Annotated in this window: 18 protein-coding genes; 12 read left to right on the forward strand and 6 right to left on the reverse strand. The window is 27.7% G+C overall.

Going from position 1 to position 22,120, the window contains the following annotated elements; genetic code table 11:
- Positions 1-9: 9 nt before the first annotated feature.
- Entirely contained in the window at positions 10-2,538 is a 2,529-nt protein-coding gene (locus AACH12_RS06190; protein WP_338537191.1) for a YceG family protein, read from the reverse strand.
- A 255-nt stretch (positions 2,539-2,793) separates the two neighbouring features.
- On the opposite strand from AACH12_RS06190, the gene AACH12_RS06195 reads away from it, so the two are divergent.
- The 10 genes from AACH12_RS06195 to AACH12_RS06240 all read left to right on the forward strand — a co-directional run bounded on the left by AACH12_RS06195 (position 2,794) and on the right by AACH12_RS06240 (position 11,721).
- Positions 2,794-3,453, forward strand: a complete 660-nt coding sequence (locus AACH12_RS06195) for an AIM24 family protein (protein WP_338537192.1) — start codon at positions 2,794-2,796, stop codon at positions 3,451-3,453.
- A 12-nt stretch (positions 3,454-3,465) separates the two neighbouring features.
- Positions 3,466-4,281 (forward strand): TerD family protein, encoded by an 816-nt coding sequence (locus tag AACH12_RS06200; protein WP_338537193.1) that lies wholly within the window; start codon positions 3,466-3,468, stop codon positions 4,279-4,281.
- Positions 4,282-4,295: 14 nt separating this feature from the next.
- A complete protein-coding gene (locus AACH12_RS06205; RefSeq protein WP_338537194.1) occupies positions 4,296-5,309 on the forward strand; it encodes a sodium:calcium antiporter in 1,014 nt (337 codons plus the stop codon).
- A gap of 74 nt (positions 5,310-5,383) precedes the next feature.
- The gene (locus AACH12_RS06210) at positions 5,384-5,962 is read left to right on the forward strand and encodes a TerD family protein (protein ID WP_338537347.1); all 579 of its coding nucleotides are present in this window, start codon (positions 5,384-5,386) and stop codon (positions 5,960-5,962) included.
- Positions 5,963-5,975: 13 nt separating this feature from the next.
- Positions 5,976-6,551, forward strand: coding sequence for a TerD family protein (locus AACH12_RS06215; protein WP_338537195.1), 576 nt, complete (start codon positions 5,976-5,978; stop codon positions 6,549-6,551).
- Between the two features lie 26 nt (positions 6,552-6,577).
- On the forward strand, positions 6,578-7,189 hold the full coding sequence (locus AACH12_RS06220; protein WP_338537196.1) for a TerD family protein: 612 nt from the start codon (positions 6,578-6,580) through the stop codon (positions 7,187-7,189).
- 86 nt (positions 7,190-7,275) lie between these two features.
- Positions 7,276-8,460, forward strand: a complete 1,185-nt coding sequence (locus AACH12_RS06225) for an HpcH/HpaI aldolase/citrate lyase family protein (RefSeq protein ID WP_338537197.1) — start codon at positions 7,276-7,278, stop codon at positions 8,458-8,460.
- Complete coding sequence (locus AACH12_RS06230; RefSeq protein ID WP_338537198.1) at positions 8,457-9,830, forward strand: phosphoribosyltransferase family protein; 1,374 nt, start codon at positions 8,457-8,459, stop codon at positions 9,828-9,830. Before AACH12_RS06225 ends, AACH12_RS06230 begins: the two co-directional genes overlap by 4 nt.
- Entirely contained in the window at positions 9,814-10,935 is a 1,122-nt protein-coding gene (locus AACH12_RS06235) for a cysteine protease StiP family protein (RefSeq protein WP_338537199.1), read from the forward strand. Before AACH12_RS06230 ends, AACH12_RS06235 begins: the two co-directional genes overlap by 17 nt.
- Entirely contained in the window at positions 10,936-11,721 is a 786-nt protein-coding gene (locus AACH12_RS06240) for an HAD family hydrolase (protein WP_338537200.1), read from the forward strand.
- 39 nt (positions 11,722-11,760) lie between these two features.
- Here the strand turns inward: AACH12_RS06240 and AACH12_RS06245 are convergent, their stop codons facing one another.
- From AACH12_RS06245 to AACH12_RS06265, 5 genes are all read right to left on the reverse strand, one after another.
- A complete protein-coding gene (locus AACH12_RS06245) occupies positions 11,761-12,315 on the reverse strand; it encodes an AmiS/UreI family transporter (RefSeq protein WP_338537201.1) in 555 nt (184 codons plus the stop codon).
- Positions 12,316-12,471: 156 nt separating this feature from the next.
- Positions 12,472-13,485, reverse strand: a complete 1,014-nt coding sequence (locus AACH12_RS06250; protein WP_338537202.1) for an asparaginase — start codon at positions 13,483-13,485, stop codon at positions 12,472-12,474.
- Positions 13,486-13,587: 102 nt separating this feature from the next.
- Positions 13,588-15,060 carry an alanine/glycine:cation symporter family protein gene (locus AACH12_RS06255; protein WP_338537203.1) on the reverse strand — a complete coding sequence of 491 codons (1,473 nt, stop codon included), beginning with the start codon at positions 15,058-15,060 and terminating at the stop codon, positions 13,588-13,590.
- A gap of 341 nt (positions 15,061-15,401) precedes the next feature.
- The gene (locus AACH12_RS06260; protein ID WP_338537204.1) at positions 15,402-16,760 is read right to left on the reverse strand and encodes a sigma-54-dependent transcriptional regulator; all 1,359 of its coding nucleotides are present in this window, start codon (positions 16,758-16,760) and stop codon (positions 15,402-15,404) included.
- Positions 16,760-18,760, reverse strand: a complete 2,001-nt coding sequence (locus AACH12_RS06265; protein WP_338537205.1) for a transporter substrate-binding domain-containing protein — start codon at positions 18,758-18,760, stop codon at positions 16,760-16,762. The genes AACH12_RS06260 and AACH12_RS06265 overlap by 1 nt, the downstream gene beginning before the upstream one ends.
- 142 nt (positions 18,761-18,902) lie before the next feature.
- Here AACH12_RS06265 and AACH12_RS06270 point away from each other — a divergent pair, with 142 nt between their 5' ends.
- Positions 18,903-20,618: a methyl-accepting chemotaxis protein gene (locus tag AACH12_RS06270; protein ID WP_338537206.1), complete on the forward strand. Its 1,716-nt coding sequence runs from the start codon at positions 18,903-18,905 to the stop codon at positions 20,616-20,618.
- A 233-nt stretch (positions 20,619-20,851) separates the two neighbouring features.
- The gene (locus AACH12_RS06275; RefSeq protein WP_338537348.1) at positions 20,852-22,111 is read left to right on the forward strand and encodes an ArsB/NhaD family transporter; all 1,260 of its coding nucleotides are present in this window, start codon (positions 20,852-20,854) and stop codon (positions 22,109-22,111) included.
- The last annotated feature ends 9 nt before the right edge of the window (positions 22,112-22,120 follow it).

Raw genomic sequence — 22,120 nt, forward strand, 5'->3', positions numbered from 1 at the left:
TTGTATTACTTATCCAAATAAAGATGACCAAAACTTCTTTGATTTTTTAGATGAATACTTATTTAAATCTGGTAAAGTTAGATTGAACTTTTTAGTTTCTAATTTAAAGATATCATAAAATTTACTATCTATAAACATTTCGAAATTATTATATCCAGTTGGAGTTAATATGCATATATCAAATCCATTTAAATAAAGAAAAGAAATAACTATAGAGTCTTCTCGGCTAAAAGTTGTTTCTTTAGAATCATATACGATAACTTTTGGTACTCTCATAGGGTAGTCAAAATTTTGTATAAGTTCTAAAATGTCCTTATCAAGACTTAGTACAGTAGAGAGTACCTTTAGTCTTAAATTTATATCAACTTTTTCAGTTAATACACTTGAATCTAATAATTCATTAGTTTTAATGATTATTTTATTTTGAGTATTTTCACTAAGGTAAGAATATTTGTATAATGGATGTTTCTTTAATTCTTCACTATTAATTAAATTATCCTTTGAAAATACATTTGTCAATCTATATATTTCTTGCTTATTCATCACATTATTTATTATTGGAAGCTCATTATATAGTTTTACCAGTGGTACTGATGTAAGAGATGAAATATATTTATAGTAATCGCTTTCGTTTTCATTTGTACCGCTAATTTTTGTAAAAAGATTTGGTATATAAACTGTATTGTTTTGAACTTTAAAGCTATCACGAAATCTCGACTCTTCTTTCCATAGTATACCAAATTCGTCGAATGTTGTCATTAAAGTTATTGGTTTAATATTGTATGATTCAAATTGCCAAGGCTTGTAAACTCCATCTTCTTCGTTATGAATTATTTTTCCGATTTCCTCTGAAGCTTTATATGCAGTAGTTTCTCGTCTTACAAGCACCTCTTCTTTTGGAAATGCAAAATAATCAGAAAGTGTTTCGTTTACATAAAGTGAAGAAAAATTTAAATTAGGATCTAAATTTTCGAAAATTTCATCTTTCATTGTGTTGATATATATAATATCGACTCCAATATAATACATAAAAGTAAGGAATAAGCCTTCATGCATTTTAATATCTCCATAATACAGTATTTTAGATATAGACGTGGATTTATAATCAAAATTCACAAATAATTTATTGTATACATCTTTTAACCAAGCGAGTTGTTTTATAATGATATTTTTAATTTTTGAAGATTGAATACTCTCGGTATTTTCAAAAAGCATAATTAATGTTATTTCAAGAGCTTTATATATTTGATTTTTATGATCTTTACCTGGAATGTAGCTTAAAGTATCCACCGCATTAAGTTTACAAATAAGTAAATGAATATCTTCTTTTTTATAGTCAGTTCTACTCCAAATTTGTTTAGTTTTAGTTAATAATTCGGTAGGATTTCCAATTTTAATACTATCTTCTATTTTAATATAGTTATAATTTTCAAGTTTTTTATTTAAGTTATAGAGTGAGTTTTTAAATTGATCCAAATTATTAGAAACACCAATATATCGAATGAAAAAAGTTGGAATTACAGCGTTTGGGAGACCAATGTATCCAATTCTCTCATTTAACTTTGTATATATATCTTTAAGATCCCCTTTAAATTCTTTTTTCTTAATTGTTATATTACTGGAAAATTCTTTTGGTTTTATTGTATTAATAGTTGAAGAAGCACTCCTAGAATTAATATTTGTGGTTGAATGGATTCTATTTTTAGTTCTTTGTGTATTAGAATTACTTTGATTATAATTATTTATTGGATTTTGTTTTTTAGTTATAGGTGATTGTTTACTAATTTTTAAGTTGTACTTAAAATTCTCACTACATTTTGTTAGTGTTATTAAATTTGTGAAGTTTCTTAAATAGGAATTCTTTTCAATAAGGTTGTCATTAACAGAATTAATGTACAATATATCCACGCCAATCCTTGATAAAGCAAAAATCAAAAATGTTTCGTGTTTAGATATTTCACCAATATAGATTAGTTTTGAATTAATAAAGTTAATATTCTTAAAATTTGTATTAAAATTAATGATTGTGTGAAATTTGACATTAATCCAATAAAATAATTTTATATAAAGGTTCAAAATTTTACTTTTATTACAATTGTTTTCAGATGACTTAAATAAAACTATTGACTGGTTAAGAGCTTCTGTGATTGTACTATTTATTAGAGAATCTTTAAAAATATTTTTATCAATTAGTTTTGTAGTTGTTTTAATTATAATTTCATTTAAATTTGACAGATTTTCATTAAGATCGTTAAAAGAGTTCTTAATATCGCCAATAAAAGGGTAAGTTGCATCAAAATTAAGTTTTTTATCAATTACATTAAATAAAATATTTTTTTTCTCTAATGAAATTAAGTAATTATTTAAAATTTGATTTTCATTTAATGTACAACCAATTCTTCTTGTAAAAAACGTTGATAAAGTTATCGTTTTCGAATTTGATGAACCTTCTCTAGAAAGAATTGGTAATAAAGATTCTGAAAAAAAACTTTTGTTTTGAATTGTATTTATTTTTATATATTTTGTTGTATTTATCAAATTAATCATCCTTCTATAAATATTTTATATCTAATAGTGTATAAATTACTTATTTTTTTATAATTATATCATATTTTTAACATAAGTAAGCTAAGATTAATCTAACGTTAATAATCTGTTAATCTTTTATTGGTATAGTAGCTACATGAGTTGATTTAATAATAATAGTAAGCAATTTTGTTAGGAATAAACTTGTTTATATAGTTTTATTTAGGTTATAATAGAATTGTAAATACATATAAGAAGGAGGAAGAAATGTTTAATTTTAAAATTCATAAAGAACTTACTTGTATAGCAGAAGGTGATGGTTACTTTTATGCTAGAGTTGGGGCAATGGTAGCATCTAAGGGACAATTTAAAGCTGAAAAAGTACTTTTAGGAACTAATAAAAATAAAGGAATGCTTGGATCTTTAGCAGGACTTGCAGCTAGAAAACTTACTGGTGAAAATATTTCTTTAATGAAAGTTGAAGGTAGTGGAGAGTATTACATGGCGCATCAAGCACACCATGTTAGCGTAATTACATTAAAAAAAGGTCAATCTCTTGGCGTAGAGGGAGAAAACTTGCTAGCATATACTGAAACATGCGAATATACTGTAAAAATGATGGCGTCGGGTATGGCATCTCAAAAGGGGCTATTTACTTCGAATTTAAAAGCTAATAGTGAAGGTGCTCAAGTAGTAGTAACAACTAATGGAAACCCAATTATACTTGAAACACCATGTGTTGTTGATCCTGATGCTGTAATATGTTGGACTGGACCTCAACCATCATTTAAAGCTGATGTGAGTTGGAAAACATTTTTAGGACAGTCATCAGGAGAGTCATATTTTATGGAATTTAATACTCCAGGAGAAGTTGTTATTGTTCAGCCTTATGAAAGAATGGGTGGAGTGAGTTTATCTATAGATTAGGAGGATTTTAATATGGTTTTGTATGTTGATACAGGAAAAAAAGAACCTATGAGGTTTTCTAATGGTAAAATCACTGTTGAAGGATCATCTGGAATTACTCATTTAGGCACAATTGATCTTAGAAATGGAATTGATAGTGCATTAAAAAATGAAAGTGAGCCTACAAGAAATAGTGCAGTAGTTTCTTCAAGTGTTAGTAGTCAAATAAATAAAGATAATGAATCTGTTAGGAAACAAATTAATAAAGAAGAAAATAAATTAATTGATAAATCAAACTCAAAAAAATTAAAAAGTGGACAAAAACTAGGATTAAACGATTTAATTAGCACGAGCAAATTAGTAATTGGATTAAAATATGGATTTAAAAGTTCTTCCTTTGATGTTGATACTTCATTATTTTTGATGGATTCAAATGGAAAAACTTTTGAGGAAAATTTTATTTATTATAATAACTTAAAGTCAAATGATGGAAGCGTTAAATTAAATGAAGATTTTGGAAAGAATTTTACTAAATACTATAATGAATTAATATCTATAGATTTAAGTAAAGTGGATAGTAACATTGATAAAATTGCTATCACTTCAACTATTGATGAAGAAGGTAAAAATTTTTCTATGCTAATGGATTCAACAATATATGCAATTGATCCTAGTAGTGATAAAGAAATTGTAAATTTTAATTATGACGAGAATTTATCAAATGAAACAGCAATTGTAATAATAGAAATTTACAAGCATAATGGAAATTGGAAACTTCAATCGATTGGAAAAGGGTTTAATGGTGGTTTAGAAGCACTATGTAATAATTATGGTGTTGATACTAAGTAAAAAGGTGAGGTAAAATGTTTAATTTTATAAATAATATATATATAGCAATAGTAGTGATAATAATTATGTCTTGGATAGTGAGTGTAGCATCGGATAAATTGGGTGATGTTCTCCATGTATTAGGTATAAAACTTAATATACCAACAACTGTAAGGGGGGCAACATTTGATGCGATTGCATCTTCTTTTCCTGAATTTGCAACAGCAATGATTGCTGTTCTTATTTACAAGGAATTTACTGATGTTGGAGTTCCAACAATAGCAGGTTCAGGTATTTTTAATGTGTTACTTATACCGATGTTTAGTATTATAGCATTTAAAGGTGCTTTAGCACTTAAAGTTGATAAAAAAAATATATATAGAGATATGTTTTTTTATATTTTAGCATTAACAGTATTAGGTTCATTTATGTTTCTAGGACAATTTACTTATATAACAGGATTAGTTTTGTTACTAGTTTATGTGGGATATATAGTTTTTCTACATAGGCAAACTTTGGAACATAGAGCAAATGGTAATTCAGTTGAAGAAGAAGAAGATGATGACGATGACGATATGAGTTACTTTGCAATACTAGGTTGGATTATCGTAACCATGGCATTTGTTTGGATAAGTGTTGACGCAATTATTGCTTCAGCAGGTGTGGTTGCTCTTACTTTTGGCATACCTAAATTTATTACATCTGTTATTATCATTGCAGCAGCAACTTCAATACCAGATACCCTTTTATCAGTAAAATCAGCTAAAAAAGGTGATGCAGATGGTGCTATATCGAATGCTGTTGGATCAAATATTTTTGATATTTGTATATGCTTAGGTTTTCCTATGTTAATTGCTGGTAGAGCTATTCCAGTTGAATTTGCAAGGAATATTGGAATGTTAATATTTCTAGTGGTTTCTATGTTAGTTACTGGTGGGATATTACTTAAAAAATCGGGTGTGAAAAAACATGATGTTTATATTATGGGAACTTCATATTTTGCATTTTTAGTCTATATTGTTGGTATTGCGTTAGGAAAATGGGGTTAATGTAACTTCATTTTAATATAATATAATAAATGAAAGGTGGTGAGTCTCATAGAGAGAATCTCTATGAGGATATTATGGCTGTAAGTTTAAAAAAAGGACAAAAGGTTGATTTAACAAAAGGAAATCCAGGTTTATCTAAAATTGTTGTAGGGCTTGGCTGGGATACTAATAAATATGATGGCGGAAAAGATTTTGATTTAGATGCTGCGGCATTTTTAACAAATGAAAGTGGCAAAGTGAATGCTGATGGTGATTTTGTATTTTTTAATAATTTGAAGCATGCATCTGATTCAGTTATACATCTTGGTGATAATTTAACTGGAGAAGGTGAAGGTGATGATGAGCAAATTAAGGTAGAACTTTCAAAAGTACCTTCTGGTGTTGATAAAATATCATTTACTGTTACAATTTTTGAGGGAGCTGAGAGAGGACAAAATTTTGGTCAAATTTCAAATGCATTTATAAGAATAGTAAATGAAACAACAAATGAAGAACTTATTAGATATGATTTAAGTGAAGACTATAGTATTGAAACAGCAGTAGTCGTTGGTGAACTTTATAGACACGGATCAGAGTGGAAATTTGCTGCTACTGGTGCTGGTTTCGAAGGTGGATTAGCTGCACTTTGTGGAAATTTTGGAATAAATATTTAGTAAGGAGGATTTTATGTCAATTTCACTTGTAAAAGGACAAAAGATAGATTTAACTAAAGGTAATGACTTAAAAAGAGGAGTTATTGGACTTGGCTGGGATATTAATAATTATGATGGTGGCGATGAATTTGATTTAGATGCTTCTGCATTTTTAGTAAGTACTAGTGGAAAAGCTGAAAACGATTTAGACTTTATTTTTTATAATAATTTAAAACATCCTAGCGGATCTGTTATTCATACTGGTGACAATAGAACTGGAGAAGGTGAAGGAGATGATGAGCAAATTATCATTGAATTCGCAAAAATTCCTACTCAAATAGATAGAATAGCAATAACTGTTACTATTCATGATGCGGTTAATAGAAAACAAAATTTTGGTCAAGTTTCAAATGCTTTTGTTAGAGTGTTTAATGAAGAATCAAATGAAGAATTATTAAGATATGATTTAACAGAAGATTATAGTGTTGAAACTGCTATGGTTGTATGTGAATTGTATAGACACGGAGATGAATGGAAATTTAATGCAATCGGTAGTGGATTCCAAGGCGGACTTGGAGCTTTATGTAGAAATTACGGTTTAGATGCTTAAAAGGTTTAAACTTAGGAGGTATATTAATGAGTATTAGTTTAGTAAAAGGGCAGAAAATTGATTTAACAAAAGGAAGTAATGGTCTTTCAGAATTATTGGTTGGACTTGGATGGGATCCTGTTGAAAACAAATCATCTGGCGGTTTATTTGGATCACTTTTTTCAAGCAAACAAGCTGAAATTGATTGCGATGCATCGGTTCTTATGCTTAATTCAAATGAAAAACTAGAAAACAAATTTGATTTAGTTTATTATGGAAATCTTAGAAGCAAAGATGATAGTGTTATTCATAAAGGTGATAATTTGACTGGTGGCGGTGAAGGTGATGATGAACAAGTCATGGTAGACCTTAAAAGAGTACCAGACAGAATAAAAAAACTAGTGTTTGTTGTTAATATTTACGATTGTCAAAAAAGAAACCAAGATTTTGGAATGATAAAAAATGCATTTATTAGAGTAGTTGATTTAAAAGGCAATAAAGAACTTTTAAAATTTAATTTAACAGAGGATTATAATGGAAAAACTTCTTTGCTTGTTGGAGAAATGTACAGAGACGCTTCTAATGAGTGGAAATTTAATGCTATTGGACAAGGTACAAATGATAAATCGCTAACGGAAATCGTAAATATATATAAGTAATAAATATATTAGCAATTAGTTTTATTAAAACCAGCTAAGAATTATTCTTAGCTGGTTTTAAATAATAATGATAGGAGGTGATAATTTTGAAACATTTTAATTACATAGAAAACGAAGGTATTAAAGAACTATTTTACAAATCGCCTACAAATATAACGATGAATTCAATTAAAACTACTCTTGAATATGCACTTGGTGCAACTTTGTATATGCCGGCAACAAGGAAAAATATTGATGATATGCTAGTAGAAAATAAATATCCAGAACTTTCTAGTCTTGTAATATGTTTAGAAGATGCCATTGGTGACAATGAAATAGAAATAGCAGAAAAAAATTTGATAAGAGTATTAGAGAATATTTTCATAGCTATTGAAAGTAATAAATATGATAGGGGAAAGTTACCATTACTATTTATTAGAGTAAGAAATAGTGAACATCTAATAAGCCTTTCAAAAAAAATTGAGTTATATAGTGAAATTATAGTGGGTTTTGTGTTTCCAAAGTTCGATAATATTTCTGGCGTTTCTTATTTGAAAGCTTTAAATATTGTAAATAAAAAACTTATAAAAAAGTACTATTTTATGCCTGTTTTAGAAACAGAAAATATTATTTATATAGAAAAAAGATTAGAAAATTTAGATGAAATATCTAAACTATTAATAAAAAATAGTGAATTTTTACTAAATGTTCGAATTGGAGCAACTGATTTTTCTTCGCTATTTGGATTAAGAAGAAGTAAGGATTTTACTATTTACGATATTAGTATTATTAGAGATTGTATTTCTGATATTCTAAATTTCTTTACTAGAAAAGATACAGAATACGTTGTTTCAGGGGCTGTTTGGGAGTACTTTAATAATAACGAAAGAATTCTTAAGCCACTACTTAGAAATACACTTTTTAATGAACATTTAGGAGAAGAAGGTAAACTAATAAGAACAAATTTAATTAAGAACAATTTAGATGCACTTATTAGAGAAATTCTTTTGGATAGAGAGAATGGTATTATTGGTAAAACAGTAATACACCCGAGTCATATTTCTCTTGTTAATTCCTTGTATGTTGTTACTAAAGAAGAGTATTTAGATGCAAAATGTATAATTAATGAATCAAGTAATGGTGTTATAAAAAGTAAATACAATAATAAAATGAATGAAATTAAACCGCATGAAAGATGGGCTAGAAGAATAATAAAAAGATCAGAAATATATGGAGTATTTAATGAAGGATATGATTTTGTATCACTTTTATCGTATAGGAGGAAAATTTGAAAAAGAAAGTAGAAAACCATTACCTTATGAATTTGAATATTGATTCAAATGTACTTGGTATTGATGAGGGAGAAATTTTTTCTTTTGCAACAAGAAATAACGAAAAACGGAGATTTCTTTTTGTTTCAAAGTTACTAGGTAAACATTTATCAGTTAAACCGACTATAGCAATTTTATCAGGAAAATTATTAGCTTTATTATACGCAAAAGTAAGTTGCAATTGTAACTTTGAAGTTAAAAATGACATAGATGATAAAATTACGACTTACAAGGAAACTATTAAAAAAATAGTTTCCGACGCTAGAAATGTCGATGAATTAGAAATAAAAAGTTTAGTTGATTATAAAGTCAAAATTGATAAAAAAACTTTAGTTATAGCTTTTGCTGAAACTGCAACTTCTCTTGGGCATTTAGTATTTGACACATTTGATACTAGTGGTACATATTATCATACGACTAGAGAAAATATTGAATATGATGGAAATGTTATAGAATTTCTTGAAGAGCATTCACACGCAACAAATCATAAAGTTTATGAAAATAATGAATTAAAAATAAGTTCAAGTAGTAAAATAGTTTTAGTTGATGATGAAATTTCTACAGGAAAAACACTATTAAATATTATTGAATCACTTATAAGTAAATATAGTATTAAAGAATTCTCGGTACTAACTATTATGGATTTAAGATCAATTGAAAATGTTAAAAGATTTGAAAATTTTGAAAAAAAGCATAGCATTAATATTGATGTTATTTCGCTAATAAAAGGAAATATTAATTCAGTACAAAATTTAGACTTAACTCTTGACAATATTAAAAAACACAGCATTTTTAGTAAAACAGCTAGTAATAGTTATAAAACTAATACCCGTCCCAATATGCATGAGATTTATGATTTTTCTGTAAATAAAGAAAAAAAAGAATATTATATTGATTCTACTGGTAGATTTGGAATTGATCTAGATACAAATAGTAAATTAAAAATCAAAATAAAAGAAACAGCGATTGATATACAAAAATATGTTATAGGTAAAACTCTTGTACTTGGTACGGAAGAATTTATGTATATTCCACTTATGATTGCAAGTGAACTAAATGGAAATATAAATTTTAAATCGACAACAAGGAGCCCTATATATCCAAGTGATGCAGATAACTATCCTATAAAATCAGGTATTAGATTTAAAAGTATTTACAATAGTGATGTTAATAATTACATTTATAATCTTGAAAATGAAAACTTTGATACTATTTTAGTTTTTTTAGAGAAGACGAAATCTAATATATTATTAGAAGAATTAAATAGTAAATTACGAAGATTATCAACTAATGTTGAATTTTTTATATTATCAAATGAAAAGAAAGGGTGATAAAGAATTGTCTAATAACTTAGGAAGTTACATGGAAGATGATGTTATATTTTTACTTAAAGATATATCAGAAAAAGTAGTTGAAAAGAGCAATATAGAAAGAGAAAGAGCGATACAATCAGGAACTCATTATTCGGAGATGCTTCCGATTGAATACAGTCCAAGTGAAAAATACTTAGAAATTTTTCATTCATCATTAAAGCAGTTTTCTACAAAACTTGCAATAGCAGTGGCTTTAACTGCAGAAAAAATTCTAAAAATAAAAGGGGAAAATACTGTTATTGTTTCCCTAGCAAGAGCTGGAACTCCGGCTGGCGTATTAATTAAAAGATATGTGAAATATAAATATTCATTGAACTTAAATCATTATAGTATCTCGATTATTAGGGGTAAAGGAATTGATGAAAATGCAGTGAAATATATTTTAAAAAAACATCCTAATAGTTGTATTCAGTTTGTAGATGGATGGACAGGTAAGGGTGCAATTACAAAGGAATTGACTGAGGCTGTTTGTGAATTCAAGACTAAATACGGAGAGTATGCTAATCTACATTCTGATTTAGCAGTACTTGCTGATCCAGGTCATACTGTTAAAATATATGGAACTCGAGAAGATTTTTTAATACCTAATGCTTGTTTAAATTCTACTATTTCTGGTCTTCTAAGTAGAACAGTTCATAGAATGGATATAATAAATAAAAATGATTTTCATGGAGTAAAATATTATAAAGAGTTAGAAAAAGAAGATCTTTCAAATTACTATATAGATATAATAGAAAAAGAATTTAGTAACTTCGATATTGAAAGAAATGTTATTGAAAAATTTGATTTTGATAAAGAAGTAGTTGACTGGGAAGGCATGAAGGATATAAAAAATATTGAAAGAGATTTTGATATTGAAAGTATTCATTTTATTAAACCAGGAATAGGAGAAACGACACGAGTATTACTTCGAAGAATTCCCTGGAAAATACTAGTAGCGAAAAACGCAAAAAATATCGATCATGTTCTTCAACTTGCAAAAGAAAAGGGAATACCTGTTGAGGAATATCCCTTAAATGCATATTATTGTTGCGGTATTGTAAAATCATTAAAGGGAGAATAGATGAATATATTTGCTAGTGACTTAGATCAAACACTAATTTATTCACACAGGTGGATAAAAGATACTAAGAAAGAATTTATTGCTATTGAAAAAAAAGAAGATAAAGTTATTTCCTATATTTTAAGTGATACTCTAAAGGAAATAAAATCAATTATTACAAATAATTATTTTATTCCTATTACTACTAGAACATTAAGTCAATATAGACGCATAAATTTAGATGACTTGTTTACTCCGTATGCTGTAGTAGCAAATGGTGGGATTATACTTATTAATGACGAAATTGATTTAGAATGGGAAAAAGTTGTAAAAAACAATTTAGCTAAGTGTACGAGTTATGAAACTATGCTTAAAAAAGCAAGCTTTTTAGAAAATGAGAAAGGTTTTATTAAATTTGGATCAGCTGATAATTTGTTTTTTTATATGATAGCTGAAGAAGATATTTTTAATAAGAATGTATTAAATTTGATTAAAGGTGACTTTAAAAAAAATAATTGGAGAATTTTTGATCAAGGAAGGAAAGTGTATTTTATACCAAATGCTATTACAAAAGGAAGGGCGCTAAAATACTTAAAAGAAAAATTAAATTCAACATTTGTAGTAAGTTCTGGAGATTCACTTCTCGATATTAGTTTAAGTGAGCATTCAGATTTATTTATGATTCCAAACCATTCAGCTTTAGATTATAAAAATAAAATGAATTCAGTAGGAATTGATAATGGTTTTGATTTAGCAAAAAATGCTAAGATATTTTTAGAAGAAAAACATAAAAAAAGCAATAGATGATTATCATCTATTGCTTTTTTATAAAATATACTAAAAATATTAAAGCACTAGGCCTTTTGTCACAGCAGCCCAAAATAAGAATAGTCCACCAATACCAATTAAGATATTAAATACACCAGCAGCTTTAATAAATTTAGGATTAATTCCAGTTAATGCAATTACAAGAGAAAACATTAATAAAATGATTAAGAATAATACAACACCAAGTGGCCAGATTAATCCTAATTTAAAAGCAATAATTGTTAAAAATATTGTTATAATACCAACAACTCCACAGAAATTACCAAGCATATTTTTGTCTCCACCGTATCTAAAGTGATTGGCAGCTACTAACCAGAAAAATCCGTAAAGTGCAAAAATTGTTGCAACAAAAGTTGAAGCCGGTCCAGCAAAACCAAAAAGCGTCATATAAATTGCAGTGATAACTTGTGTTACGCCACCAAACCAAAATGCTACATAAGAAACTCCTTTAGAAACATTAAGATGATTTTCTTCTTTAACACCAATTCCAAGTTGTTCTAAGCCGAATACTAAAACAGTTACAACAAGTCCCATAACTCCGATTGCTTCAAAGTTAAATACATTTAATCCCATAAAACCCTCCATAATAGTTAATAACATTAAAAAACGACATTAAATAATGTCGCCCTTTGTTAGTAACTTATCAATATAATAAATACTATATTATTATACAATTAAGTTTAAAATTTATCAAGATAATAATCTAAAATTTCATAAAAAATTCTTACATTAATGTTCGCTAGAATATATATCAAAAAATATTGGTTTTTCAATATAATTTTTTATATCAGATATATTTGTGAAATTTCCAAGAGCACAAATCATCTTAGCAACGAGGGCTTCAGTGTTCATATCATTTGCATATATAACATTGTCTTTGGGAATTTTTTTTCCCACTTCATAAAGGCCAAATTCAACACCTTCTTCTAGGCACTGTGTAGTTACAGCTACCGCGACGTTTTGTAGTGCTAATTCTTTAATTTTTTCAGAAATATTGTAAACTCCAAAGGGTATTCCGCCTATTCCAAAACTCTCAATTATAATTCCTTTATAATTTTTTGCCAAATAATCAAATATATCAACATTCATTCCAGGAAAAAGCTTTATAACTTGAATCTTATTTGATATTTTAGTGTTGATACTTAGTTCATTTTCATTTTCATTTTTTAAAAATTTAGTTTCAATATATTTATTGTAAGTTATTCTGCTATGTTTTATTTCTGCAACGTAGGGAAAATTTACACTTTCAAAAGCATCATAACTTTTAGTTTTGATTTTCATTGCACGAGTTCCAACAATTAATTTGCCATCAAAGACGATGAAAACACCTTTAATATCTTGGCCAGCGAAAATAATAGCATCGCTTAAATTTTGTTGAGCATCTGTACAATTTTCAGTTATAGAATACTGTGAACCAGTTAGTATTACAGGTTTGTTCAAATTAGATATCATGAATGAAAGTGCGGAAGATGTATATGCCATTGTATCTGTACCATGTGTTATAACAAATCCATCGTAATTAGAATATTCTTCTTTAACTTTAATTGCGATTTTTTGCCAATCTTCAGGACTCATATTTGTGCTATCAACATTCATTATTGATTCGCTTGCGATATTAAATTTGTCTTTTATACTTGGAATAAACGATAGAAGGTCATCAACATTAAGATGAGGGGCAAGACCTTGCCCCTCATCTGTTGATGCTATCGTTCCACCAGTAGCAATTATTAATATATTTTTCATAAAATCACCTACATTTATTATTTTTGTTCTCATTTATGATGATACGCAATATTTTTAATAATGTAAAGCGAAACCATATTAAGTATTTTTAATTTATTTGTATTATGATGCTTTTTCTTCATTTTTACTATATTTTTTTCCAATGCTTGTCCAAAGATCGGCATTTTTGATTCCTAATTTAGCAGGATTAAATACAGGATCAAGTCCCTTAGCTTTTTGTTCTTCGTAGTCTTTAAGTGTAATAACGCCAACTTTTGTTAAAAGAATAATTGCAACAATATTTAACCAAGCCATTAGTCCAACACCTAAATCTCCAAATGCCCATGCAAGTTTAGCAGTTCTTACTGCTCCAAAATATACCATACCAAGAAGAGCAACTCTAGTTAAATTAATTAATAGTTTTGCATTTTTTGAATTTTTAAAAAGATAAGCAACATTTGTTTCAGCATAATAGTAATAAGCCATTAGAGTAGTGAAAGCAAAGAAAAATAATGCGATTGCAATAAATCCTGCTCCAAATCCTGGAATAAGTGTGTCTACTGCAAGTTGTGTATATGCTGGTCCGTATTCAACACCAGGAATATTTTCAACAGAAAATCCACCTAGAGGGTTAACAACGTTATAGTTCTTAGTTATTATTATCATAAAAGCAGTTGCAGAACAAACAAATAATGTGTCAACATAAACAGAGAATGCTTGAACTAAACCTTGTTTAGCAGGATGTGAAACTTCAGCAGCAGCTGCAGCCATTGGTCCAGTTCCTTGCCCAGCTTCATTTGAATAGATTCCTCTTTTAACACCCATTTGTATAGTTGTTCCAAGAAGTGCTCCAAAACCAGCTTTTAAATCAAATGCTGATGTAACTATTAATTTTAAAACAGGAATAATTTGATTGGCATTAATAACAAGAATAATAAGTGCTACGATAATATATGCGATTGCCATAAATGGAACAATAACTTCAGCAGCTTTTCCGATTCTTTTTACTCCACCAAATACAACGAACGCTAAAAAGAATACAATTATTCCGCCAGTTACATATGGGCTAAGGCCGAATGCATTTTCTACTGCACTAGCAATACTATTAGCTTGAACACCCGGTAAAAAAAGACCACATGCAACTATAGCTGATATAGCAAAGAAAACAGCATACCATTTCATTCCAAGACCTTTTTCAATATAATATGAAGGTCCACCTCTGTACTGTCCATTATCGTCTTCTTTCCATACTTGAGCAAGTGCTGCTTCAATATAAGCAGAACCAGCGCCTAAAAATGCAATTATCCACATCCAAAATACGGCTCCAGGTCCTCCTAGACCGATTGCAGTGGCAACACCTGCAATGTTACCAGTACCTACTCTACCGCCGAGCGCCATTGCAAATCCTTGGAAAGATGATACGCCAGTTTCAGAACTTTTTCCACCGATAAGTTGTCCTACCATGTCTTTAATAAGACGTATTTGCGGAAATTTTAGTAAGATACTAAAGAAAATACCACTACCTAAACATAATATTACTAGCCAGTTGCTCCAAATAATACTATTTAAAAAATCTACTACTCCTTGAATATTCATTTTTTACCCCCTTAGTTTTTTTAAACATTCAAAATATAATTAAGCAATAATAATGCCAATTGATTCTTAATTGATTAAAAAGCAGAAAAATCACCATATTCATTAGATTTTAAGATATTTATCCGATGCCTTAGAGTTCTAATACCCCTACTTCTAAAAAAGTGGGGGATAAAGAACTCTAAAAAGGCCCTGGATTATGTTTTCTAAGATTCAGTGGGAGTAAGAAAACAATTTTTAATAGTAGAAATTATTAAATGCAAGCAAAATATTACAAAAACGAAATAAAAGTGTGAAAAAAAATTCCATGTCGGGAAATTTTTTTCACACTTTTATTTTTACTATTATTTTTTGATTTTATATTCGTTGATTTTATTAAACAATTGTCGTCTACTTATATTTAATTTTTCTGCGGTTTTAGTCATATTAAAATTGTTAATATTTAAAATATATTCTATATATTTTTTTTCCTCATAAACTCTAAATTCTTTAAGTGTTAGGTTAGCTTTAAAATTAGAAGTAGAAGGTAAACTTGGATTTAGATCTGGTAAATCGGAATATCTAATTATTCCGTTTTCAGATAAAACAACTAATCTTTCAATTATATTTTTTAATTCCCTAATATTACCTGGAAAATTATAATCTTGAAGAAATGCGATTACTTCATTTTCTATTTTTACAATTTCTTTTTTAGTATCATTGGAAATTTCTTTAATAAAATAATTAATAAAATCCGAAATGTCTTCTTTTCTTCTTCTAAGAGGTGGAATTTCGATAACAATTGTACTAATTCTAAAGTAAAAATCTTCTCTAAAAGAACTATTTTTAATCATTTCAAGTAAATCTTTATTTGTTGCACAAATTAATCTAAAATCTATTTTTTTAGAAATATTACTGCCAATTTTCTCGATTTTTTTATCTTCTAATGTTCTAAGAAGCTTTGCTTGTAAATTTAGTGAAGTGTCACCAATTTCATCAAGAAATAGTGTTCCCTTGTGTGCTGATTCAAATCGACCAATACGCGTTTCAATCGCTCCAGAAAAAGACCCTTTTTCATGTCCAAAAAGTTCGGATTCCAAGAGTGTTTCTGATAATGCGTGGCAATTAACTGGAATGAAAACTTCTTCTTTTCTTTGGCTTAAACTGTGTATATATGAAGCAAAAACTTCTTTTCCTACTCCTGATTCACCCAGAAGTAAAATATTAGCATTACTTTTTGCAGCTTTTTTTACGGTATTTAATACTTTATTAAATTCATAATTTTTCGAGCTTAAATTAAATATTCTATTATTTGATTTAGATAATAGAAATCTATTTTTATTTTCTAACTTTTTTATTTTTACAAGCTTTTTTATTTCAAATATAAGCTCCTCTGGATCATGACTTTTAATGAAATAAGAAAATGCTCCTTTTTTTATTGCCTCTACGGCATTATTGATAGAGCCATAACCAGTTGATATAATTACTTCAGTATGTGGATTAGCATCTTTTACTTTTTCAAGTATTTCTAGTCCGCTTATATTTGGCATAACTAAATCTGTAATTATTAAGTCAAATTTTGCATCTAAGGATTTTACTAAAGCTTTCTTTGGATTAGATTCGAGCTCAATGTAATAATTTTCTTTCGAAAGTATCAAATTTAGTACATCTAAATATTCTTTTTCATCATCAATTATTAAAATATTTAATAAACTTTTCTTCACTATTTACTCCTTTCAGGCAATATCAAATCTATAGTAGTTCCAATATTTTTATTACTCTTAACTTTAATGTCTCCGTTCATTTTTTTAATTTCATTATAGGTAATATAAAGTCCGAGTCCAGTTCCCTTACCAGGTGCTTTTGTAGTATAAAATGGATCAAAAAGATTTTTTAAATTCTCTTTATCAATTCCGCTGCCATTATCTATAAGTTTAATAAGGAGGTTATCCTTAATGAGTTTACATACAATTGTAATTTTTCCGTTATATTCAATAGCATCGATTGAATTATTAATAATATTTAGAAAAATATGTTCTAAAGATATTGGATCAATAAAATGATTTAATGACTTAGAACAGATTAAATTGATTTGAATATTTTTCTTTTTGAAAGAAGAAGAACTTAGAGTTAGAATATTTTCAATAAAATTATTTAAGTTGATTAATTCAAATTCTTTAGATGATATTCTAGAAAAATTTAAAAGATTATCAATTATATTACTTGCTTTATCAATTGCTTTGTCAATATTATTAAAAATTGTATTATTATTACTAATTGAATTTGATTGTTTTAATAAATAATTGTAATTTCTAATTAGTCCAAGCGGATTTCTGATTTCATGAGCAATTCCTGCTGAAAGATGTCCTATAGCAGTCATTTTGTTGTTTTGAATTAATTTTTCGCTATTAATTTTTGACTTTGTAACATCTTTTATCATTATAAGGAGTCTCTTGCTTTTTTTTAAATCACTTGATAGTGGATAAAAATTTACTTCATAGTAAAAATTATTAAAATGAGTTTCCATTTTTTTTGAATCATCTTTTGATAGTATATTTAATAAAGAATTATTTTTAATATCTATAGCAAATTTTTTTAAAAACTGAGTACAAATTTTACCTTCTATATTATTAAAGTTAGATTTAAAATATTCACAGAATGATTTATTACAATTTTTAATTATATATTTTTCGTCAATTACCACCATTAAAGAGGTTAATCCATCGAAAGTGGTTTGAAGATCATTTCTACTTATAGATAGTTCAAGTGTTCTTTTTTCAACTTCTTTTTTTAATGAAATATTAGAGGAAATAAAAATAAGTAAAATAAAAGCAACGTTAGTTAAAAAAAATAAAATTAATAGATTTAACTTTTGACTATAATTATTTTCAGAAATAGGGGTAGAGATTCCAAACCAATTTTGCTGAATTTTTATTATAGTATTTTTACGTTTTAGTTTAGCTATGCCTTTATTCATTATACTTTGGAGCGTTTTCTCAGATTTTGGAATTCCGAAAACACTTTCTTTTTTGTATAGAGGAGTATCAGCGACTCTAAGTGAAGATTTGAGTTTTAATTTTTCAATAAAATAGGTTAGTACAGGTTCATCTCCAATAATAACATCAACTTTATTTTCCTTAAGCAAATTAATTGACTCTTCATAATCAGTAGTAAATACAAAATCAATATTTTTATATTTGTTGTTTAAATATTCAATTGCATAATCACCATTTTGGACACCAATTTTTAAATTAAGTATATCTTTTTCATTTTTTATAGAAGAATTCTTACTATTTGTAACAATTATTGCTCGCTCATAGTAAATAGGATCAGTGAAAAGGTAATTTTTAGCTCTGTCTTTTGAAGTAAACATATCACAAAGGTCTGTTTCACCATTTTTTAGGGAAATTAATGCATCGTTCCAAATCATGGGTTTAGTATCTATTTTATAGTTTATTTCTTTTGATAATTCATTTAAGTAATCAATAACGATACCTTTGTAGACATCGTTTTCATAATATCTTAGTGGTGGTGAATTGTTATCAGCTGCGTAAAGAATAGTTCCATGTTTTTTTAACCAATTTTTTTCATCTAAGGTTAATTCATTTGATTTAGTAAAAAAATCAAAAAAACTTATGTGATATTCGATTTTCCAATATGAATTTGTAATATAAATTAGAATTGTAATAAAAACAATAAAAATGATAAAAAATTTTTTTTTCAAATTTCTTCTCCTCAAATTTTATAAATGTATTTAAATAAAAAAAACTAGTATTTATATAATAACATAAAATCAAGTGATTAAAACTCATATTATAGGTTATAAATATTATATATTAAGTAAAAATTAAATAAGGAGTGATCTTATGAGATTAAAGGATATAAAACTTAAAAACAAAATTCTAGCGTTAGCACTTGGTATTATTATTACATTTGTTTTACTAATAGCTTTTTATATTATTCCTACTATTAATACAATAATTGAAAAAAGAACAGTTGGTAAATTAGATAATTTAGTTGATATTGCGTATGGCACAATAGAAAAACGCTATAATGAATTTAAAGACGGTAAAATAAGCGAAGATGAAGCTAAAAGACTTGCTAAAGAAGATGTAAGTGGGATGAGGTATGCTGGTAAGGAGTATTTTTGGATTAATGATATGAATGGTATTATGCTAATGCATCCTGTTGCTACAAAATTAAATAACACTAGTGTTTTGGAATTAAAAGATCCAAATGGTGTGTATATTTTTAAAGAATTTATAAAAGTTGCAAATGACAAGGGCCAAGGTACCGTTTCTTATATGTGGCCAAAAGCAGGAGAAGATAAACCACAACCTAAAATTTCTAAAATAAAACTATTTAAAGAGTGGAACTGGGTTGTTGGTACAGGTGTTTATGTTGATGATATAAAAGCGATTCAAAAGAGTATTTATTCTAAAGTATCTATAATTTCGATAGTTATTGTGTTATTCTCATTTGTTTTAGTTTCTATGATAACTATTCCTCTAAATAAAACTTTAAGAAGAATTCTTGAGCATACTGAAAAATATGGTTCATTAGACTTTAGAGAAAAAATCGAAATAAATCAAAATGATGAACTTGGTGAAATATCTACTGCCTTTAATTTAGTACAAGAAGGATTAAATAATTTGATAACAAATATGAGTGAAACTTCTAGCGAAATTACATCAGGAACTAAGTTAATTGAAGAAGATATGAAAAAACTTGGTATAAGTACTGATAAAACGCTTGCTAGTACTTCTGACGTATCAGCAGTTATTGAGGAAACAACTGCTTCAGTTGAAATAGTGAGTGAGACAATAAGTGAAATAGCTGATGCAATTCTTTCAGTTTCTAAAAAAGCAGAAGACGGTGCTGCTAAGGCAAGTGATGTAAATAAAAAAGCTGGAGAATTAAAATCAATGTCTGAAAAATCAAATAGTGAAACTACAGCTATTTATAATGGCGTTAAAGAGAGGCTTCAAGATGCAATTGAAAAATCAAAAGGAGTTAAAAAAATTAGCGAACTTTTAGAATCTATACTTGGATTATCTTCTCAAACTAATCTACTTGCACTTAATGCTTCGATTGAGGCAGCAAGAGCAGGAGAAGCTGGAAGAGGATTTGCTGTAGTTGCTAATGAAGTAAGTAGTTTAGCAGATATGACAGCTGAACTTGTTGAAAGTATTCAAGGTACTGTAAATGATGTTACATCTTCAGTTAATAATTTGGTTGAAGATTCAACTGAGATATTAGATTTAATAGAGAATAAGGTATTAAAAGATTATAAAGGTTTTGTTGAAATAGGCGATGATTATAATAAAGATGCAAATGAACTTAACTCTATAATGATTGAACTTAGTGCTATTTCAGAAGAAGTTACGAGTGCTGTGGACGCAATAGCTAAAAATCTTACAGATGTTTCACTAGCGTCAAAAGATGGAGCGGACGGTATTGAAGGAATTCTTCATATGACAGAAGATGTTTCTAGAAATAGTTCTAAAGTAAGTGAAATATTAGATTCTAATATTGATATGATTAAAGAACTAGAGAAACAAATTGGTAAGTTTAAAATTTAATAATTGAGTTATGCTAATAAGTTCATAAATTGCATTTCAAAATCAAAGAGAAATTTAAAGTTCTCTTTGATTTTTTAGAGTATTTCTTAAATTTAACTTATTAAAAATTGCTAAATGCCAATATTTATTTACAATAAAACTTATTAGCATAAGCTGTTGACATCAAAAATTAAAAGGAGTATTATAACAAAGTTAAATAAAAAAAGGGAGTGAGTAAATTGGTGTTAAATTATATGATGGTAGCTGTTGCAATTTTTTTAATTACTTATATTGCTATTGTACTAGATAAGATAAATTCAACTACGGTTGCTTTATTTGGTGCAGGAGTAATGTTAGTAATTGGTGTAATTAATCAAAAGCAGGCAATTGCAAATATAGACTTTAATACAATTGGTCTATTAGTAGGAATGATGATTATAGTAAATATTCTTAAAAGGACAGGGGTTTTTGAATTCCTTGCAATTAAAGCTGCAAAATTAGCTAAAGGAGATCCTTGGAAAATAGTGGTATTGTTTTCGCTTCTTACAGCTCTTGCTTCGGCACTACTTGATAATGTGACTACTGTATTATTAATAGTTCCTGTAACGCTTGTTATTACAGATACTTTAGAAGTAAATCCTATTCCATTTTTGGTTCCAGAAATTCTTATAGCTAATATTGGTGGTACTGCAACCTTAATTGGTGATCCACCCAATATTATGATTGGTTCAGCTGCAAATTTAGGATTTATGGATTTTATTATTAATTTAGCTCCTGTAATAGTTGTTATTACAGCAGTTACGCTTTTTATTTTTAAATTTATTTATAGAAATGGTTATCATGCTTCAGATGATAGGAAAAAAATAGTTCTTAGTATGAATGAAGAAATAGCTATAAAGAATCATAAATTACTTAAAAAAAGTCTTTTTGTGTTAATTTTAACTATGCTTGGCTTTATAATTCATGATAAAATAGGATTAGAGTCAGCTACAGTTGCATTATCAGGTGCGGCCTTATTATTATTATTAAGTGGAATTGATCCAGAAGATATATTGATAGAAGTAGAATGGTCAACAATATTTTTCTTTATGGCCTTATTTATTTTAGTAGGAGCTTTGGTAGAAGTTGGTGCAATAGATATTTTAGCAAAAGGAATGTTGAGTGTAACTAAAGGAAATCCTTTTGTTACAGCTATGGTTATTCTTTGGGTATCAGCTATAGCGTCATCTTTCCTTAATAATATACCATTTGTTGCTACAATGATTCCTTTAATTCAATCAATGGAGGCAGTTGGTCATATGAATGTTACTCCTCTTTGGTGGGCACTAGCACTTGGTGCATGTTTAGGTGGAAATGGTACATTGATTGGGGCTTCGGCAAATGTAATTGTAGGTGGAATGCTAGATAAACATGGAAACAAATTAACTTTCGGAAGCTATTTTAAAGTTGGTTTTCCTTTAATGCTTGTATCAATTGTTATTTCTAGTGCTTATTTATGGATATTTTATTTATAATAACATTGG

Origin of the sequence: Helicovermis profundi (assembly GCF_033097505.1) — a bacterium.
In the GTDB taxonomy this organism is placed as follows: Bacteria; Bacillota; Clostridia; order Peptostreptococcales; family Acidaminobacteraceae; genus Helicovermis; species Helicovermis profundi.

What these genes read in the sequence shown, in the direction of transcription:
- AACH12_RS06195 (WP_338537192.1), top strand. Translation starts at nt 2,794, where the DNA reads ATGTTTAATTTTAAAATTCATAAAGAACTTACTTGTATAGCAGAAGGT.
- AACH12_RS06200 (WP_338537193.1), top strand. Translation starts at nt 3,466, where the DNA reads ATGGTTTTGTATGTTGATACAGGAAAAAAAGAACCTATGAGGTTTTCT.
- AACH12_RS06205 (WP_338537194.1), top strand. Translation starts at nt 4,296, where the DNA reads ATGTTTAATTTTATAAATAATATATATATAGCAATAGTAGTGATAATA.
- AACH12_RS06210 (WP_338537347.1), top strand. Translation starts at nt 5,384, where the DNA reads ATGGCTGTAAGTTTAAAAAAAGGACAAAAGGTTGATTTAACAAAAGGA.
- AACH12_RS06215 (WP_338537195.1), top strand. Translation starts at nt 5,976, where the DNA reads ATGTCAATTTCACTTGTAAAAGGACAAAAGATAGATTTAACTAAAGGT.
- AACH12_RS06220 (WP_338537196.1), top strand. Translation starts at nt 6,578, where the DNA reads ATGAGTATTAGTTTAGTAAAAGGGCAGAAAATTGATTTAACAAAAGGA.
- AACH12_RS06235 (WP_338537199.1), top strand. Translation starts at nt 9,814, where the DNA reads ATGAAAAGAAAGGGTGATAAAGAATTGTCTAATAACTTAGGAAGTTAC.
- AACH12_RS06240 (WP_338537200.1), top strand. Translation starts at nt 10,936, where the DNA reads ATGAATATATTTGCTAGTGACTTAGATCAAACACTAATTTATTCACAC.
- AACH12_RS06245 (WP_338537201.1), bottom strand. Translation starts at nt 12,315, where the DNA reads ATGGGATTAAATGTATTTAACTTTGAAGCAATCGGAGTTATGGGACTT.
- AACH12_RS06250 (WP_338537202.1), bottom strand. Translation starts at nt 13,485, where the DNA reads ATGAAAAATATATTAATAATTGCTACTGGTGGAACGATAGCATCAACA.
- AACH12_RS06255 (WP_338537203.1), bottom strand. Translation starts at nt 15,060, where the DNA reads ATGAATATTCAAGGAGTAGTAGATTTTTTAAATAGTATTATTTGGAGC.
- AACH12_RS06270 (WP_338537206.1), top strand. Translation starts at nt 18,903, where the DNA reads ATGAGATTAAAGGATATAAAACTTAAAAACAAAATTCTAGCGTTAGCA.
- AACH12_RS06275 (WP_338537348.1), top strand. Translation starts at nt 20,852, where the DNA reads ATGATGGTAGCTGTTGCAATTTTTTTAATTACTTATATTGCTATTGTA.